The following is a 16,543-nucleotide window of genomic DNA, read 5'->3' as shown; positions in this document are numbered from 1 at the left end:
CAAAGGATACCGAATTGCTACGAATTCGCTTGACAGGACGGGGAGAACTGACAGCATGTCGCACCAGGACGGCAAGCTAGCGGGAATGCACCCGTAACGCCGGACTGGTAGGAGGATTCCCCGCGATGACGACCCCGCCCCGCGTACGCCGAAGCAACGACGCCGCTTCCGGGTCGGTCGTGCTCGACGATCTGTCGAAGCAGATCATCGAGCAGCTGCAGAATGACGGGCGGATGCCGTACGCCGCGATCGGCAAGGCGGTGGGGCTTTCTGAGGCCGCGGTCCGCCAGCGCGTGCAGCGACTGCAGGACGCGGGGGTGATGCAGATCGTCGCGGTCACGGACCCGCTGACGCTCGGCTTCCCCCGCCAGGCCATGATCGGCGTCAACTGCGAAGGCGACCTGGAGCTCGTCGCCGACGAGCTTTCGGCGATCGACGAGATCGACTACGTGGTGCTGACGGCGGGCAGTTTCGACGTGATCGTCGAGGTGGTCTGCGAGGGCGACTCCCACCTGCTGGAGATCCTCAGCAAGATCCGCGCCATCCCCGCGGTCCGCGCCACCGAGTCCTTCGTTTACCTGAAGCTCCGAAAGCAGACGTACTCCTGGGGTACCAGGTAAGGGGACATATCGTACACACAGAGTAGCTGACTGAATCCTTACAGTAGCTTTACTCTATGGTTACCCCCCTTCACGAGGGCTTGGTGGGTATCGCCACCCTCGATCCCGGGCATACCGCCCACATGCTGGAGGCATTGTTCGCCGACCGCCTCCAGATCCCTTCCGACAGCGGTCAAGTGGTGACCTGCTCGCTGTCGGAGTGCGTTCCCGCTGAGTACCGTGCGGACGGCGCCGTCCTCTACGGGAGCGACGAAGACCGGCTCGCGGTCATCACCGAGGTCCAGCTCGCCTGCGACCCCGTCAAACGCGAAACGTGGCTGGCGTACATAGCCAACATGCGCGCCCGCTACCACTGCCCCGCCTGTCTCATCGTCATCTGCCCCAGCGACACCACCGCCCGCTGGGCAAGCAAGGCCATCCACACCGGACACCCCGGACTGACCCTCACTCCTTTGGTGATCGGCCCCCGCAACACCCCCGTCATCACCGATGTCGCCACGGCGGTGGGCAACATCGGCCTGGCCGCGATCTCGGCCATCACCCACGGCCAGGACCCGGAGATCCAGACCATCCTGGCCACCCTCACCACAGCCCTGAACAGCATCGACCGGTCTGCGGCGGCTCGCTATGCTGAATACGTTGCCGTTGCCCTGACCGGCGACGCACAGAAGGAAATGGAGCGGCTCATGGCGACCACGTCATTCCTGTACCAGGGCGAGTACGCCCAGAGCCTCATCGCCAAGGGCGAAGCCAAGGCTGTGGTCAAGGTGCTGAAGGCACGCGGGATCCCGATCACCGACGAACAGCAGGCTCGCATTCAAGCCTGTTCCGACATCGAGACACTCGACCGCTGGGTGGAGCGCGCCCTCTCCGTCACCACGACCGAGGAGCTCTTCACCTGATGGAGCTCAGTCCTGAGATCTACCGAGGCGAGTACGCAGAGAGCATCCTTGAGCTGGGCAAAGCCGTAGGGCGAGCCCGAGCACAGACCATGGCCCTTGCGGCCGAGCTGATCCGGTATACCCGGGCACGCGACATCCGTGTCACCGCTGAGCAGCGCGCCATCATCGAAAGGTGCACCGACGTCAAGATCCTGGACGGCCTGACGAAGCGCGCCGTGTCCCTGCCGCCAGGCGGAGAGCTCTTCATTTCCTGACCACCCAGCAGCACCGCCCCAAGCACCGAAGGGGCGGTGCTGCTCTGTTCGGTCAGCGGAACTGCACTGTGGCGATCTCCCAGGGGCCGAGGGGCAGGTCGAGGTGGCCCGGGGTGATCGGTAGGTCGGGGCCTGGGCGGCCGCGGAGGTCGGCTTGGCGGGCTTCGGTGAAGGTGCCGTCGATGGTCGCCGTGGTGGGCGCCGGCGCGTAGTTGACGACGCGGAGTTCCTTCCAGTCGTCGCGGCGGCGCAGCGAGGTCATCGCCACGCCGGGGCCGGTTATCGACAGGCCGCTCTGGGGTTCGGGCAGGTCGCCGGTGCCGGTGCCCGCGACGGCCAGGAGGTCGTGGCGGAAGGTTTCGGCCGCGGCGGGGACCTCGCTCCAGTCCCCGCTGTACGGCATCAGCGCCAAGCTCACCGAGCGAAGCCCGCGGGACTGGGCCGCCGGGGTGGGGATCTGGGGGCCGGCGGGTTCCGGGCGCAGGGCGTTGCGGTTGCGGGAGAGGAAGCCGACCGAGCGCAGGAGGGTGAGGGCCAGTTCCTGGCCGGTGATCTCGTATTCGGTGACGTGCTCCAGCAGGGCGGCCACTCCGCCGGCCGCTACCCAGGCGGAGGCCGGGTAGGTGGGCAGCGGGGTTTCGCCGCAGCCGCCTTCCGGGCTCGGGCCGCGTTCGACGACGGCGAACTGACCCTCCGCGTACGACGAGGTCGCCGCGACCGGCAACGGGATGTGCAGGCGGACCCGGTGGTCGTTGACCCGGTTGTCGAACTCCACGCGGAGCCGGACGAACGGCTCACCGGCCCGCAGTTCGACTCGCGTCTCCACGACCGTTTCGACCGTGGTGGTGCCGCGGCCGGGGTCGGGGGCGGCGAGCTGGGGGACGCGGGCGTGGTCGGCGCCGGTCATGGGTTCTGACTCGGTGGCGGGCCACAGGTACGTGCGGCGGATGTCGAAGGCGGCCACCAGCGGTCCCGACCACACCGGGGAGACCTCGACCACGACCGGCTCCGCCACCAGGCGGTCACCGGCCGGCGGCGCGTAGTTGTAGGTGTCACCGGCGTCGCCGCCGTCCACGACGCGTCCGGCGCCGGTGACGGTCACGCCGTCGGGGCCGGTCAGGGTGAGGGTGCCGTCGGCGGCGACCTCGACCTTGAGCAGGCCGTTGTCCAGGACCTGCCCCTCCGCGCGGGCGGGGGCGATGCCGCCTGCCGGGGCCAGGCCGGGCTCCCACGAAACGGGACGCAGGCTGGTGTGGCCCAGCGCGGGCACCTCGACCAGCGCGGCGACGGTACGGCGGGGCTCGGCCAGGATGCGTACCCGGGTGACCCCGGCAGCCGCGGCGGCGATGTCGGCGGTGTCGAAGGCCTCGTCGCCGTGCCGGGCGACGGTGAAGGTCAGGACGCCGTCCTCGACGTTCCAGCCGGTGATGTGCTGGCCGTAGAGCTCGGGGCCGTGGATGAAGGAGAAGGCCAGCTCGGGGTCCATCTCCTCGTCGAGCAGCAGGGTGGGCTCGTACTCGAGGGTCTGGGTGTGGAGGGGCCCGCCGGGTCCGGCGAGCGGGTCCTGGCCGGCGACCTGGGTCAGGACGACGCCGCGCCGTACCGCGGGAGTGGGGTTGACGACGAGTACGCCGTCGGACGGGACGGCGGCGGACAGGCGGCTGGTGACCATGTCGCGCACGGCCTGGCCGAGGTGTTCGGCCTCGGCGATGCGGGCGGCGACCTGCTGGGCGGTCTCGTCGACGCCGCAGCCGGTGACGGAGTCGTGGCCGCTGGCGTCGACCAGGCGCCACCAGGCCATGTCGAGGAAGCGGCCCGGCCAGTCCTCGCCCCAGAGGGCGGCCAGCGGTTCGGCGTAGCGCTCGACCATGCGTTCGGCGCGGCCCATGGCCTGCTTGACGTGGGCGCGCACGGAGATGACGCCGGGCAGGATGTTGGCGCGCGCGTGCGAGCGCAGCTCGCCTTCGACGCGGGGCAGGCCGTGGACGGACGGGTCGAAGGCCTCGATGTATCCGGACAGGGTGTCCATGCGGGAGCCCATCGACGCGACCAGTTCCGGCAGCCCGGCGACCGGGGCGGAATGGTCGGTGCCGTACATGGCCAGCAGCGGACCCTCGGGTCCGTGCCACGGGCGCATCCGCCGGGCGAAGGCGGCCGCGCGCTCCTCCAGCTTCCCGGCGCCGTGGATCAGGTCGACGCCGTTGCCGTAGCCGCCCTCGGGCAGGTACTGCGTGCGGACGGCGCTGCCGTCGGGCGCGACCCAGGCGAAGGCGTCGGTGACCACCTTCGACGGCACACCGCGGTAGACGCAGGCGTGTTCCAGCCCCGCCCGCCGAAGGATCTGCGGCATCTGGGCGGCGTGCCCGAACATGTCCGGCAGGTAGCCGACCTCCATCGCCCCGCCGAGCTTGTCGGCGCGGGAGAGCCCGAGCTCCAGGTTGCGCACGATGTTCTCGCCCGAGCACAGGAACTCGTCCAGCAAGATCTGCCACGGCCCCACGGCCAGCCGTCCGGAGCGCACCAGCGCGGCCAGGCGCTCGCGGTTCTCCGGCCGTACCTCCAGGTAGTCGTCCACGCAGGCCAGCTGCCCGTCGAGGGTGAAGTGGTAGCCGGGCTCGCGTTCCATGGTCTCGATCACTTCGTCGAGCAGCGCCACCAGCCGCAGCCGGAAACGCTGGAACGGCTCGTACCACTCCCGGTCCCAGTGCGTGTGCGGAACCAGCACGATCTCAACGCTCACGGGCTTCTCCCCCCAGGACAAGGTCATGCTGTACGGCGTAGCGTGCCGCGATCCGCTGGGCGGTGACGATGTCCTCCAGCGCCCCGGCGGCGTCGGTGAGCGGCGGCTTGCCGGAGGTCACGAACGCGTGGAAGGCGAGCAACTGTGTCTCGAACGCCTCGGTCACGTCCCGGTACTCGTTGCGGCTCTCGGCCCCGGAGACGACGGTCAGCACGGTGGGCGCGTTCATCAGGTACGGGGCGGGGAAGGCCAGCTCCAGCGTGCCCTTGGTGTGGTGGATGGCGACGGTCTCCCGGTAGGCCGGATAATCCTCCAGGTAATGCCATCGAATGGAATATCGCCCGGCGACCGGCAAAGGCCCAGAAATCTCGATTGAGCCGGGCGAACCACCCCAGTGCTCGACGTGATCCACGGCGACCGGCGAGCCGGTGAAGCGCCGCAACAGCGACAGATCATGGCAGATCGAGCCCAGCGCCACGCTGTAGACCGACCGCAGCTCCGCCGTGGCCCGCTCGCCCAGCGCCCGGTCCAGGATCGTGTTCTCGGCCGCCCGCAGCGGCTCGACGTCCACGTCCCGCGCGTGCGCCAGGTTGGCGAAGGCGAGCTGCGACTCCCCGCTCGGGTGCAGCACGGTCACCTCGACCGAGCGGATCACGCCCGGCCCGCCCAGCTCCGCCAGGATCTCCTCGGCCCTGCGCACCGCCGGGTCGTACTGCTTCATGTATCCGACCATCAGCCTGCCCTCGGGCAGCGCCGCGACCTCGGCCTCGGTCAGCGCCAGCGGCTTCTCGCACAACACGGCGTAACCGGCGGCGAGCGCCTGCCGTACCGGCTCGCCGTGGGAGCCGGAGGCGAGCATGACGACGGCGTCGAACCCGCCTTCGGCCAGCATGCCGGCCAGCGAGGTGTGACGGCGCGTCACCCCGAGCCGGTCGCCGACCGCGTCGGCGAGCGTCCGCGACAGGTCGCAGACCGCCGTGACCTCGAACAACTCCCGCCGCCTCGACAGCAGCGGCACATAGACGGCCTGGGTGACCGCCCCGCACCCCACCAGTGCGAGCCTCGTGCTCATCGTCGGCTCCCCCTCCCCCTCTGGCTCACAGCCCGAGGTCCTTCAGCTTCGCCAGGTTCGCGGCCTGGTCGGCGATGACGTCGGCGATCGGGCGGCGGCCGGGCAGGGTGTCCTGCTCGACGACGATCCAGCCCTGGTAGCCGATCTCGTCCAGCGCCCGCACGACGCCGGGCAGGTCGAGGACGCCCCGGCCCAGTGCGCTGAACCCGCCGCGGCCCATGATCTCCCGCAGGTCGGCGCCGTCGTCCAGCGCCGCGGCCAGGATGGCCGGATCGCCGTCCTTGACGTGCACCTGCCCGATCCGGCCGCGCCAGTCGCGCAGCGCCTTCACCGGATCGCCGCCGGCCAGCAGCAGGTGCCCGGTGTCGAGGCAGAGCTGGGCGTCGGTGAGCTCAAGCAGGCGTTCGATCTCGCCGGTCGTCTCCACGTTGGTGCCGAGGTGGTGGTGGAAGACCGGCTCGTAGCCGCGGGCCCGGCAGCGGTCGACCGCCTCCTGCACACGCTTGGCGTACCCGGCCCACTCGCCCGCCTCCAGCCCGGGCGCGTTCCCGCCGGGCCGGGCGAAGCGCGCGGGCGATCCGGACTCGCCGAGCGTCGGTCGCGGCGCGAAGCCTTCCTCGTACGGCGGCGCCGCGTCGAAGACGTCAAGCGTGGCATCCAGCGCGGGCAGCCCGGCGGCGAACCCATCGGCGTCACCGTAGCGCAGGTCCGCCCACCCGCCGGCCAGCAGGAACCCGGCCGCCGACAGCCGCCGGGCGAACTCCCCGCCGGTCCCGAGGAACCCGATCGGCCCCAGGTCGATGCCCTGGTATCCGGCCTCGGCCAGCGCCGCGACCATCGCGTCGGCGCTCAGGGGCGCGGGCCCGTCGCTCAGCTCGAACACCCCGAAGCTCACCGGGGCGTTGGCGATCCGTGTCACGCGCATGAGTGCCTCTCTCCCGTCACGCACATAGAGCCATCACTTCGTTCTCGTAGGTCTCCAGGCGGTGCTGCCCCGCCGTACCGGGGACCAGCACGCGCTCGCCCCTGATCACCTGGCGGCGCCCGTCGGGGCGGACCAGGACCAGGCCGTCGGCGCCGAGCGCGAGCAGTTCGTCGCCGAGCCGCAGCAGCAGGGGCGCGTCCGGGCCCGCCGAGACGGCGGTGCGCCCGGCGGCCACGGCGTCGAGGATCAGGCTCGGGTCCTCGGCCAGCACCCACGTGGTGGGCGCGCCGGGCAGGCCGTCGCTGCCGTGGCGGTGGAAGTCGCTGCCGCCGATCGCGATCACGTCGTCCCGCCAGGCGTCGGCCCAGGCCAGCGGGGCGCCCCACCGGCGATCCCACCAGCCGGAGCTCCACACCTCTGCCACCCGTGGGCGCCGCTCGATGGGCAGCAGCCAGGCGCAGTCGCCGCCGAGCGGATGGTTGACCGACATCAGGCCGCCGCGTTCGATCGCGTGCTCGGCCCAGGAGTCGGCGGGCTCGCGGAAGTCGACCCAGCCGACGTCGCCGAAGACGTTGGCGTGGCCGCGGTCGGTGGTGACCTCCTGGCCCGGGATGAGCGTGATGCCCCGGTCCGTCTTGGCCAGCCAGGGATGGTGGCTGACGGTGTTGTGGTCGGTGACGGCCAGGAAGTCCAGGCCGCGGGAGGCGGCCAGCTCGGCCAGTTCGGGGATGGTCAGGGTGCCGTCGCTGTGGACGGTGTGGGCGTGGAAGTCGCCCGCGTACCACCGCATTCCCGAAATATCCGGGATGTCGCGCCGAGGGGGGCGAGCGCCGATCTCCGGCTCCGGGGTGTCTGGAAATTTCGGGATCTGGGGGGAGGTTTCAATCTCCAGCGTGTAGTCCAGGCCCTCGGGCGGGATGCGGTGCAGACGGAGCCACACCTGCCAGATCCCCGCCTCCAGGCCGGCTCCCGAGGCCTCGGGCAGGTAGCCGGGCGTCGCCCACTCGGTCGTGATCGTGTACTCGTCACGGGCGCCGCCCGACCAGCCGCGAAAGCCCGACGGCCCGCCGCAGCCCAGGTCGATCACGCCCTGGGCGCGGTCGTAGGACAGCCGCACGGTCACCGACCGCGCCCCCGCCGGCACCTCGAACGGCACCTCGCGCAGGATGCGCTCCAGCCGGTCGTCCAGCGACCAGTGCCCTCGGATCACGCTCACGCTCCGGCACCCCCGCGTCCGGCCGCCACCAGGTCGCCGTCGCGGTAGGCCAGCGCGCGGTCGGCCCGGGGCAGCGCGTAGCCGTCGTCGCCCGGCACGGGCTCGCGGCCCTCCGGCACCACCGCCTGCACCGAGGCCGCTCCGACCTCGAGCGTCACCAGGTGGGACGCGCCCAGGTTCTCCACGATCGACACCTTCCCGCCCAGCGCGCCGTCCGCGGGCTCGGCGGAGTAGGACATGTACTCGGGACGCACGCCGTACACGATCTTCTCCCCGTCGGTGAGCAGGCCGGCGGCCGACTCGGGGACGGCCACCTTGCATCCGGACACCTCCAGACTGTCGCCCCGTACGACGGCGTCAAGCAGGTTCATCGGCGTGGAGCCGATGAACGAGGCGACGAAGGTGTTGGCCGGCCGCTGGAACACCTCGGCCGGCGTGCCGACCTGGCGGATGTGCCCGGCCTCCATGACCGCCATCCGGTCGGCCATCGCCAGGGCCTCGGCCTGGTCGTGGGTGACGAAGACGGTGGTGACGCCGAGTTCGCGCTGCAGCCGCTTGAGGAACGTGCGCGCCTCCAGCCGCAGCCGCGCGTCGAGGTTGGACAGCGGCTCGTCGAACAGGAACGCCCGCGCCTGCGTGGCCATCACGCGGGCCAGCGCCACGCGCTGCTGCTGGCCGCCGGACAGCTGGCCGGGGCGCCGGTCCATGAGCTGGGCCAGGCCCAGCCGTTCGCCGACCTCGCGGGCCTTGTCGCCGCGCGCGGCCTTGGCGACCTTCTTGATGCGCAGCGGGTAGGCGATGTTGTCGGTGACGTCCATGTGCGGGAAGAGCGCGTAGTCCTGGAAGACCATCGCCAGGTCGCGGGCGCCCGGCTGGATGTTGGTCACGTCGCGCTCGCCGAGGACGACCGCGCCGGAGGTGGCGGTCTCCAGCCCGGCGATGGTGCGCAGCAGCGTGGTCTTGCCGCAACCGGACGGGCCCAGCAGGGCGAAGAACTCGCCGTCGGGGATGACCAGGTCGAGGGCGTCGAGCGCCCGGACGCCGCCGGGGTAGACCTTGGTGAGGCCGCGCAGTTCGATGGCCGACATCAGCGCTTGATCCCTCCGTGGAAGCGGAAGCCGTACTTCTTGCTGACGAACAGGTACATGAGCACCACCGGCACCGAGTAGAGGAGGCCGAAGGTCGACAGCAACTGCAGGTTGGCCTGGCCGCCCTCGGTGTAGAGCGTATAGATGATCACCGCGGCCGGCTGGTTCTCCGGGTCACTGCTGAACAGCAGGTACGGCATGAGGAAGTTGCCCCACACGTTGGCGATCGCCCACACGGCGATGGTCGCGAGGCCCGGCCGTACCAGCGGGACCACCACGTGCCGCACGATCTGCAGCGGCGAGGCGCCGAAGACGCGCGCCGACTCCTCGTAGGACTTGGGCGTGGTGTCCATGAAGTCCTTGAGCATGAAGATCGCCGCGGGCAGCAGGCCGCCGGTGAGGATGAGGATGACGCCGAGGTGGGTGTCGATGAGGTTCAGCTCGACCGCGAGCTGGTAGATCGGCACCATCGCCGCGGTGCCGGTGATGATCGACGACAGCAGCAGGAGCGCGTAGAGGAGCCCGTCGCGGCCGGGGATGCGCACCCGGCTCAGCGCGTACGCGGCCAGCGCCGCGAACACCACGACCAGCAGCGCGGTGCCGACGGCCAGGATCAGCGAGTTGTAGAGCGACCCGAGCGCGTACGGATGCTCCAGGATCGCCCGGAAGTTGGCGAGCGTGAAGTCGGGCAGCGACACCTCGTAGGTCGGGTCGCTGGTGAACGGGGCCGTGGCCAGCCACAGCAGCGGCACGCTGAAGAAGGCCAGCACCACGGCGATCAGCGTGTAGAAGCCGATCCGGCCGAGTACGCGCCGCGGGCTCATGACTTCCTCCTGAGCAGCCGCAGGTAGAACACGGCGACCACGAGGTTGATCAGCAGGATGATCGCGGAGATGGCCGCGCCGACGCCGAGGTTCCCGCCGATCAGGGCCTCCTTGTAGACGTAGACGGCGAGGATCTCGGTCTTCCCGTCCGGCCCTCCTGCGGTGAGCATGAACGGGGTGAAGTCGTTGAACGTCCACAGGCTGATCAGCAGCAGGTTGGTCAGGATGTGGCCGCGGATGTGCGGGAAGACGACGTCGCGCAACTGCTGCCAGCCGGAGGCTCCGGCCAGGCGGGCGCTCTCCAGATGCGAGGGCGGCACGTTGCCGAGGGCGGCGCCGTACAACATCATCGAGAACGCGGTGCCGCGCCAGGTGTTGAAGATGATGATCGACAGCATCGGGTAGTCGAGCAGCCAGGCGAAGCCGGGGATGCCGAGGAGGAGGTTCAGGGTGCCGCCGTCGCGGTCGAGCAGCGCCACCCACAGGAACGACACCACGGCGCTGGGCAGGATCCAGGCGAGGATGACCAGGCCCTCGACCAGGCGCTTGAGCGGGCCGGTCCGGTCGCGCATCAGCCACGCGATGGTGAAGCCGAGCACGACCTGCCCGATGACCGCGGAGCCGAGCACGAACTCCACGGTCAGCCAGGTGGAGTTCCAGAACTTGCCGCTGGCCAGCGCGTTGAAGAAGTTGTCGAGGCCGACGACCTGCGGGTCGCGGGCCTGCACGCCGCTGAGGCGGTAGTTGGTGATGCTGAGGTAGAGCACCCAGAGCGCGGGAAAGACCAGGAAGACCGCGATGAGCAGCAGCGCGGGCGCGGCGAAGACCGACGCCCTGACGCGGCCGAGACCGGCCGCGTCAGAGCTGTAGGTCTTCCTGTCCGGGGGCGCCGGGGCCTCAGGAGGCGATGTTGCCAGCGCCACCGGCTATTCCTTCGAGCTTCTTCTGGTACTCCGCGGCGGCCTCGTCCGGTGTCTTCCCGCTCACCACGGCGGCCGTGGCCTCCTGCAGGGCCGTGGAGACCTGCGGGTAGAGCGCGACCGGCGGGCGGTAGGCGGTCAGCGGGAGCACTTCCTCGGAGATGTAGGCCAGCAGCGGGTCGCCGGTCAGGATCTCCTTGTTGACGTCGGTGCGCGGGGTGATGCGCACGTTGCCGTTCTTGGTCTCCTCCTTCAGGCCCTCGGCGGAGAGCGTGAAGGCGAGCAGTTCGAAGGCTTCCTTGGGGTGCTTGCTGTTGGGGTTGAGCGTGCGCAGCGCGCCGCCGGACATGCTGACGAAGTCCTGGCCGCGCAGGCCCTTGCCGGCCTCCATCGCGGGGATCTTCGCGTAGCCGACGGTCTGGTCGCGGTCGGCCATCTTGGCCACGCCGTCGGTGGGGTTGACGACGCCGCGCCAGAAGTAGTCGCCCTCCATCAGGATGCCGATCTTGCCTTCGGCGAACTGGGCGAAGGACTTGTCGCGGCCCTTGGCCTCCTGCTGGAGCTTGGGGTCACCCAGGCCCTGCGAGTAGATCTTCTGGTAGAGGCCGAGCGCGTCCTTGAGCGGCTGGGCGGCGCCGGTCCACTTGCCGTCCTTCTGCACCTCGCCGCCGGCGCCGGCCAGCAGCGGGAGCACGCCCTGCATGGAGGTGGCCTCGCCCATCGCGGTGCCGGCGTTGATCTGGATCGGCACGGGCACGCCGGCGGACTTGAGCTTGGCGCCGGCGTCGAGGATCTCCTGCCAGCTCTTCGGCTGCCAGTCGGCGGGCAGGCCCGCCTTGGTCATGAGCGTCTTGTTGAAGTAGAGGACGCGGCCGTCGGTGCCGACGGGCAGCGCGTGCTTCTTGCCGCTGAAGGTGGCCAGGCCCTGGACCGCTTCGGGGATCTGGCTCCAGCCCTCCCAGGACTCCGTCTCGGGGCCCGCCACCTCGGCCAGCGGCTTGATGTAGCCGGCCTCGGCGAACTCGCCCATCCAGATGCCGTCGATGTCGAAGACGTCCGCCCCCTTGCCGGACTTCAGGTCCAGGGAGAGCTTGGTCTTGTACTGCTCGTCGTCGACGCCGCTCGGGATGAACTTGACCTTGACGTCCTTCCCTTTCGCCTTCTGGGCCGCCTCGAACTGGGGGATGACCCACTTCGCGATGTACTCGGCGCCCTTGGCGTTCTTGCCGCCGGCGATCGCGTTCTGGGTGATCGTCAGCTCGATGGTGTCACCGCCGCCGCCGGACGACTGGCCGCAGGCGGCGGCCGACAGGGCCAGGACGGCGACAGCCGAGATTTTTCGCAATCTCATGCGAACCCTCCAGAACGTCCTAAATGGGGGTATATGCGGGTTTCGGGCAGGACGTAATTTGCAACATAGCGGACATCAGAATGTCATGACAATATGCCATGCTAGGTCCGAGTCCCGGGAGGTAGCTTGTTCGATCTGATCACGATCGGCCGCTGCGGCGTCGACGTCTATCCGCTGCAGACAGGCGTCGGACTGGCCCAGGTCGAAAGCTTCGGCAAGTTCCTCGGCGGCAGCCCGACCAACGTGGCCGTCGCGGCCGCGCGCCACGGCCTGAGCTCGGCGGTGATCACCGCGGTCGGCGCCGACCCGTTCGGCGACTACGTGCGCTCGGCCATCGCCGGTTTCGGCGTCGACAACCGCTACGTCGCCACCTTCGCCGCGGCGCCCACCCCCGTGACCTTCTGCGAGATCTTCCCGCCCGACCACTTCCCGATCTACTTCTACCGGGGCGAGCACCCTCCGGACCTGCGCATCACGCCCGAGTCCCTCGACCTCGACGCGATCAGGGCCGCCAAGGTCTTCTGGTTCAGCGCCACCGGGCTGAGCATGGAGCCCAGCCGGGCCGCGCACGCCGCCGCCCTGGCCGCCCGCGGCGACGCCGGCTGGACCGTCTTCGACCTCGACTACCGGCCCACGCTGTGGAAGGGACCCGCCGAGGAGGCGGTCCGCCAGGTGCTCCCCCGAGCCGACGTCGCCGTGGGCAATCTGGACGAGGTCGAGGTGGCCGTCGGCACCCGCGACCCGGAGGCCGCCGCGCAGGCCCTGCTCGACGCGGGGGTGAAGGTGGCGATCGTGAAGATGGGGCCCAAGGGGGTCTTCGCGCGCAGCCGTACCGAGACGGCGCTGGCCGAGCCGGTCGAGGTCGAGGTCGTCAACGGCATCGGCGCCGGTGACGCCTTCGGCGGCGCGATCTGCCTGGGCCTGCTGCGCGGCTGGCCGCTGGAGCGCACGATCCGCTTCGCCAACGCCGCCGGCGCCTTCGTCGCCGCCCGGCTCGCCTGCGCCGACGCCATGCCCACCACCGACGAGGTGACCCAGCTGATGGAAGGCCGCGCATGACAGATCTGACGCTCACCAGGGCCGACCGCTACGAGCGGCTCACCAGGATCCGGGCGACCCGGCCTGAGGAGATCGCGCACGCGGCGGCCAGGCGGCAGCGGCGCGGGCTGCCCGGCGACGGCGAGCGGCTGATGATCATCGCCGCCGACCACCCGGCGCGCGGCTCGCTCGGCGTGCGCGACCGGCCCTACGCCATGGCCAGCCGCCCCGACCTGCTCGACCGCCTGCAACTGGCGCTGCAACGGCCGGGCGTGCACGGCATCCTGGCCGCCCCCGACGTGCTGGAGGACCTGCTGCTGCTCGGCGCGCTGGAGGGCAAGCTGGCCTTCGGCTCCATGAACCGCGCCGGCATCCAGGGCGCCGTGTTCGAGCTGGACGACAGGTTCACCGGCTTCGACGCCGCCGCCATCGACGCCATGCGCCTGGACGGCGGCAAGATGCTGTGCCGTATCGACCCGGCCGACCACGGCACCGTCGCCACGCTGGAGTCCTGCGCGCACGCCGTCACCGACCTGGCCAAGCGGCGCCTCGTGGCGATGGTCGAGCCGTTCTGGTCCAGCCGGGCCAACGGCGGCCCCGTCCGCAACGACCTGTCGCCCGAGGCGGTCATCCGGGCCATCAGCGTCGGCCAGGCGCTCGGCGCCACCTCCGCCTACACGTGGCTGAAGATCCCGGCGATCCCCGAGATGGAACGGGTCATGGCCGCCACCACGCTGCCCGCCCTCCTGCTCGGCGGCGACCCGCCGGACATCGACGCCGCCTTCGCCGACTGGGGCCGCGCCCTGGAACTGCCGGGCGTGCGGGGCCTCGTCGTGGGCCGCGCCTTGCTCTACCCTCCTGACGACGACGTCGCCGCCGCCGTGGACGGCGCCGCGACCCTGGTCAGGGAGGCCTCACGATGACCCACATCCCGTACGGCAAGGCCGCCTCAGGCCCGTGGTCCGTGGAGATCACCCCCGAACTGGCCGGCTGGACCTACTCGGCCCTGCGCGTGGCCGACCTGACCGACGACGCCCCGGTGGCGTTCGAGACCGGCGAGGAGGAGATGCTCGTCCTGCCGCTGTCCGGCTCCTGCACGGTCACCTTCGCCGCCCCGGTCGAAGGCGGCACCACCACCTTCCACCTGGCCGGCCGCCCATCGGTCTTCGCCGGGCCGAGCGACTTCGCGTACCTGCCGATCCGCACCGAGGTGATCCTGCGCGGCAGCGGCCGTATCGCCCTGCCCGCCGCGCGCGCCACCCGGCGGCTGGAGCCGCGGCACGTCCCGGCCGACCGGGTCCCGGTCGAGATCAGGGGCGCGGGCGTGGCCAGCAGGCAGATCAACAACTTCTGCTCCCCCGCCGCCTTCGACTGCGACAAGCTCGTGGCCGTCGAGGTGCTCACGCCGGGCGGCAACTGGTCGTCCTACCCGCCGCACAAGCACGACACCCCCAACCCGGGCGAGGCCGTGCTGGAGGAGATCTACTACTTCGAGGGCGGGCCCGGCTACCAGCGCGTCTACACCTCCGAACGCGGTCACATCGACACCCTGGCCGAGGTCGCACCCGGCGACGTGGTGCTCGTCCCCTACGGCTACCACGGGCCGTCGATGGCCGCCCCCGGCTACGACCTCTACTACCTCAACGTGCTCGCCGGGCCGTCCGGCGAGCGTTCCATGGCCTTCTGCGACGACCCGCGCCACACCTGGATCCGCGACACGTGGGACGGTCAGGAGGTCGACCCTCGTCTGCCGTTCGGGAGGACCTCATGATCCGGCTGACCGTCGCCCAGGCGACCCTCCGCTTCCTCGCCGCCCAGCACACCGAGCGCGACGGCGCCGAGCACCGAATGTTCGAGGGGATCTTCGGGATCTTCGGGCACGGGAACGTGGCGGGGCTCGGGCAGGCGCTGGCCACGGACGCGGCGCTGCCGTACCTTCTGAGCCGGAACGAGCAGGCCATGGTGCACGCGGCGGCGGGCTACGCGCGGGCGAGCAATCGGCTGCGGACGCTCGCCTGCACCACCTCGGTCGGTCCCGGCGCGACCAACATGATCACCGCGGCGGCGGGCGCGACCATCAACCGGCTGCCGGTGCTGCTGCTGCCCGGTGACGTGTTCGCCACCCGCGTGGCCAACCCGGTGCTGCAGGAGCTGGAGGATCCGCGCTCCTACGACGTGTCGGTCAACGACGCCTTCAAGCCGGTCTCGCGCTACTGGGACCGGATCAACCGGCCCGAGCAGCTTCCGTCCGCGCTGCTCGCGGCGATGCGGGTGCTCACCGACCCGGCCGAGACCGGCGCGGTGACGCTGGCTCTGCCGCAGGACGTGCAGGCGGAGGCGTGGGAGTGGCCGGAGGAGCTGTTCGGGCGCCGGGTGTGGCACATCGGCCGGCCGCGGCCGGAACCCGCCGCGCTCGCCCGCGCCGCCGAGCTGATCAGACGCTCGGCCCGGCCGCTCATCGTCGCGGGCGGCGGGGTGATCTACAGCGAGGCGACGGAGGAACTGCGTGCCTTCGCCGAGCGGTACGGCGTGCCGGTCGCCGAGACGCAGGCCGGCAAGGGCGCCCTGCCGTACGGGCACCCGCTGGCGGCCGGCGCGGTCGGCGCGACCGGCACGACGGCGGCCAACGCGCTCGCCCGCGAGGCCGACCTGATCATCGGCGTCGGCACCCGCTACAGCGACTTCACCACCGCCTCGCGCTCGCTGTTCGACCAGGACGCGCGGGTCGTCAACCTCAACATCACCTCCTTCGACGCGGCCAAGCTGTCGGGCCTGCAACTGGTGGCCGACGCCCGCGCGGGCCTGGCCGACCTCGCAGAAGCCCTCGACGGCTGGGGTACGGCCGGCGTCTACCGCACCATGACGGCCGAGCTGACCCGCGCCTGGGACGCCCAGGTCGACGCCGCGCACGCCCTGGACGGCACACCGCTGCCCCAGCCCGCCATCCTCGGCGCGGTCAACGCCGCGGCCGGCGAGGACGGCGTGGTGGTGTGCGCGGCCGGTTCGATGCCGGGCGACCTGCACAAGATGTGGCGCCCGAGCGGCCCCGGCTCCTACCACGTCGAGTACGGCTACTCCTGCATGGGCTACGAGATCGCCGGCGGGCTCGGCGTCAAGCTGGCCGTGCCGGAGCGCGAGGTGTTCGTGCTGGTCGGCGACGGCTCCTACCTGATGATGGCCCAGGAGCTGGTCACGGCGGTCGCCGAAGGCGTCAAGCTGATCGTGGTGCTGGTCGACAACTCCGGCTTCGCCTCGATCGGCCGACTGTCGGAGAGCGTGGGCGCCGAACGCCTCGGCACCGCCTACCGCTACCGGGGCTCGGGCCGCTACGACGGCGGTCCGCTGCCGGTCGACCTGGCCGCCAACGCGGCCAGCCTGGGCGCGCGCGTGATCCGCGCCGAGACCGGCGACGACCTGCGCAAAGCCCTGGAGAGCGCGCGGGCCGCCGACGAGACCACCGTGATCTACGTGAAGGCCGACCCGCACGTGGACGCGCCCTCCTCCGAGGCCTGGTGGGACGTGCCGGTCGCCGAGGTCGGCAGCCCCGCCCGCGCCGCCTACGAGGAGGCCAAGCGCGCCCAGCACTGATTACC

At 71.0% G+C, this 16,543-nt stretch carries 15 protein-coding genes; 7 read left to right on the top strand and 8 right to left on the bottom strand.

Annotated features, from left to right (window positions below; genetic code table 11):
- Nucleotides 1-125: 125 nt before the first annotated feature.
- The 3 genes from ACFWYW_RS03195 to ACFWYW_RS03185 all read left to right on the top strand — a co-directional run bounded on the left by ACFWYW_RS03195 (nt 126) and on the right by ACFWYW_RS03185 (nt 1,776).
- Entirely contained in the window at nt 126-620 is a 495-nt protein-coding gene (locus ACFWYW_RS03195; protein ID WP_379620435.1) for an Lrp/AsnC family transcriptional regulator, read from the top strand.
- An 83-nt stretch (nt 621-703) separates the two neighbouring features.
- Entirely contained in the window at nt 704-1,522 is an 819-nt protein-coding gene (locus ACFWYW_RS03190; protein WP_379620433.1) for a hypothetical protein, read from the top strand.
- On the top strand, nt 1,522-1,776 hold the full coding sequence (locus ACFWYW_RS03185) for a hypothetical protein (protein ID WP_379620431.1): 255 nt from the start codon (nt 1,522-1,524) through the stop codon (nt 1,774-1,776). Before ACFWYW_RS03190 ends, ACFWYW_RS03185 begins: the two co-directional genes overlap by 1 nt.
- Nucleotides 1,777-1,828: 52 nt before the next feature.
- Here ACFWYW_RS03185 and ACFWYW_RS03180 read toward each other — a convergent pair whose 3' ends face one another.
- The 8 genes from ACFWYW_RS03180 to ACFWYW_RS03145 are packed head-to-tail and all read right to left on the bottom strand — an operon-like array spanning nt 1,829 to nt 11,912.
- On the bottom strand, nt 1,829-4,516 hold the full coding sequence (locus tag ACFWYW_RS03180) for an alpha-mannosidase (protein ID WP_379620429.1): 2,688 nt from the start codon (nt 4,514-4,516) through the stop codon (nt 1,829-1,831).
- Nucleotides 4,506-5,588 carry a Gfo/Idh/MocA family protein gene (locus ACFWYW_RS03175; RefSeq protein ID WP_379620427.1) on the bottom strand — a complete coding sequence of 361 codons (1,083 nt, stop codon included), beginning with the start codon at nt 5,586-5,588 and terminating at the stop codon, nt 4,506-4,508. Before ACFWYW_RS03175 ends, ACFWYW_RS03180 begins: the two co-directional genes overlap by 11 nt.
- 25 nt (nt 5,589-5,613) lie before the next feature.
- Nucleotides 5,614-6,513 (bottom strand): sugar phosphate isomerase/epimerase family protein, encoded by a 900-nt coding sequence (locus ACFWYW_RS03170; RefSeq protein WP_379620425.1) that lies wholly within the window; start codon nt 6,511-6,513, stop codon nt 5,614-5,616.
- A 16-nt stretch (nt 6,514-6,529) separates the two neighbouring features.
- Entirely contained in the window at nt 6,530-7,729 is a 1,200-nt protein-coding gene (locus ACFWYW_RS03165; RefSeq protein ID WP_379620423.1) for a CehA/McbA family metallohydrolase, read from the bottom strand.
- On the bottom strand, nt 7,726-8,817 hold the full coding sequence (locus ACFWYW_RS03160) for an ABC transporter ATP-binding protein (protein ID WP_379620421.1): 1,092 nt from the start codon (nt 8,815-8,817) through the stop codon (nt 7,726-7,728). The genes ACFWYW_RS03165 and ACFWYW_RS03160 overlap by 4 nt, the downstream gene beginning before the upstream one ends.
- On the bottom strand, nt 8,817-9,641 hold the full coding sequence (locus ACFWYW_RS03155) for a carbohydrate ABC transporter permease (RefSeq protein ID WP_379620419.1): 825 nt from the start codon (nt 9,639-9,641) through the stop codon (nt 8,817-8,819). The genes ACFWYW_RS03160 and ACFWYW_RS03155 overlap by 1 nt, the downstream gene beginning before the upstream one ends.
- On the bottom strand, nt 9,638-10,564 hold the full coding sequence (locus ACFWYW_RS03150) for a carbohydrate ABC transporter permease (protein ID WP_379620417.1): 927 nt from the start codon (nt 10,562-10,564) through the stop codon (nt 9,638-9,640). Before ACFWYW_RS03150 ends, ACFWYW_RS03155 begins: the two co-directional genes overlap by 4 nt.
- Entirely contained in the window at nt 10,539-11,912 is a 1,374-nt protein-coding gene (locus ACFWYW_RS03145) for an extracellular solute-binding protein (RefSeq protein WP_379620415.1), read from the bottom strand. Before ACFWYW_RS03145 ends, ACFWYW_RS03150 begins: the two co-directional genes overlap by 26 nt.
- Before the next feature lie 126 nt (nt 11,913-12,038).
- Between ACFWYW_RS03145 and iolC the strand changes: the two genes are divergently transcribed.
- Genes iolC through iolD form a run of 4 tightly spaced genes read left to right on the top strand, consistent with a single transcriptional unit; the run spans nt 12,039 to nt 16,538 of the window.
- Entirely contained in the window at nt 12,039-12,971 is a 933-nt protein-coding gene (iolC, locus tag ACFWYW_RS03140) for a 5-dehydro-2-deoxygluconokinase (RefSeq protein ID WP_379620413.1), read from the top strand.
- On the top strand, nt 12,968-13,873 hold the full coding sequence (locus tag ACFWYW_RS03135; protein ID WP_379620411.1) for a deoxyribose-phosphate aldolase: 906 nt from the start codon (nt 12,968-12,970) through the stop codon (nt 13,871-13,873). The genes iolC and ACFWYW_RS03135 overlap by 4 nt, the downstream gene beginning before the upstream one ends.
- The gene (iolB, locus tag ACFWYW_RS03130) at nt 13,870-14,721 is read left to right on the top strand and encodes a 5-deoxy-glucuronate isomerase (RefSeq protein WP_379620409.1); all 852 of its coding nucleotides are present in this window, start codon (nt 13,870-13,872) and stop codon (nt 14,719-14,721) included. The genes ACFWYW_RS03135 and iolB overlap by 4 nt, the downstream gene beginning before the upstream one ends.
- A complete protein-coding gene (gene iolD, locus ACFWYW_RS03125) occupies nt 14,718-16,538 on the top strand; it encodes a 3D-(3,5/4)-trihydroxycyclohexane-1,2-dione acylhydrolase (decyclizing) (RefSeq protein ID WP_379620407.1) in 1,821 nt (606 codons plus the stop codon). Before iolB ends, iolD begins: the two co-directional genes overlap by 4 nt.
- Nucleotides 16,539-16,543 lie beyond the last annotated feature (5 nt).

It is taken from the genome of Nonomuraea sp. NPDC059023, from assembly GCF_042740095.1.
In the GTDB taxonomy this organism is placed as follows: Bacteria; Actinomycetota; Actinomycetes; order Streptosporangiales; family Streptosporangiaceae; genus Nonomuraea.
The sequence above is the reverse complement of the archived record's forward strand: the minus strand, read 5'-3'. Positions and strand labels throughout refer to the sequence as shown.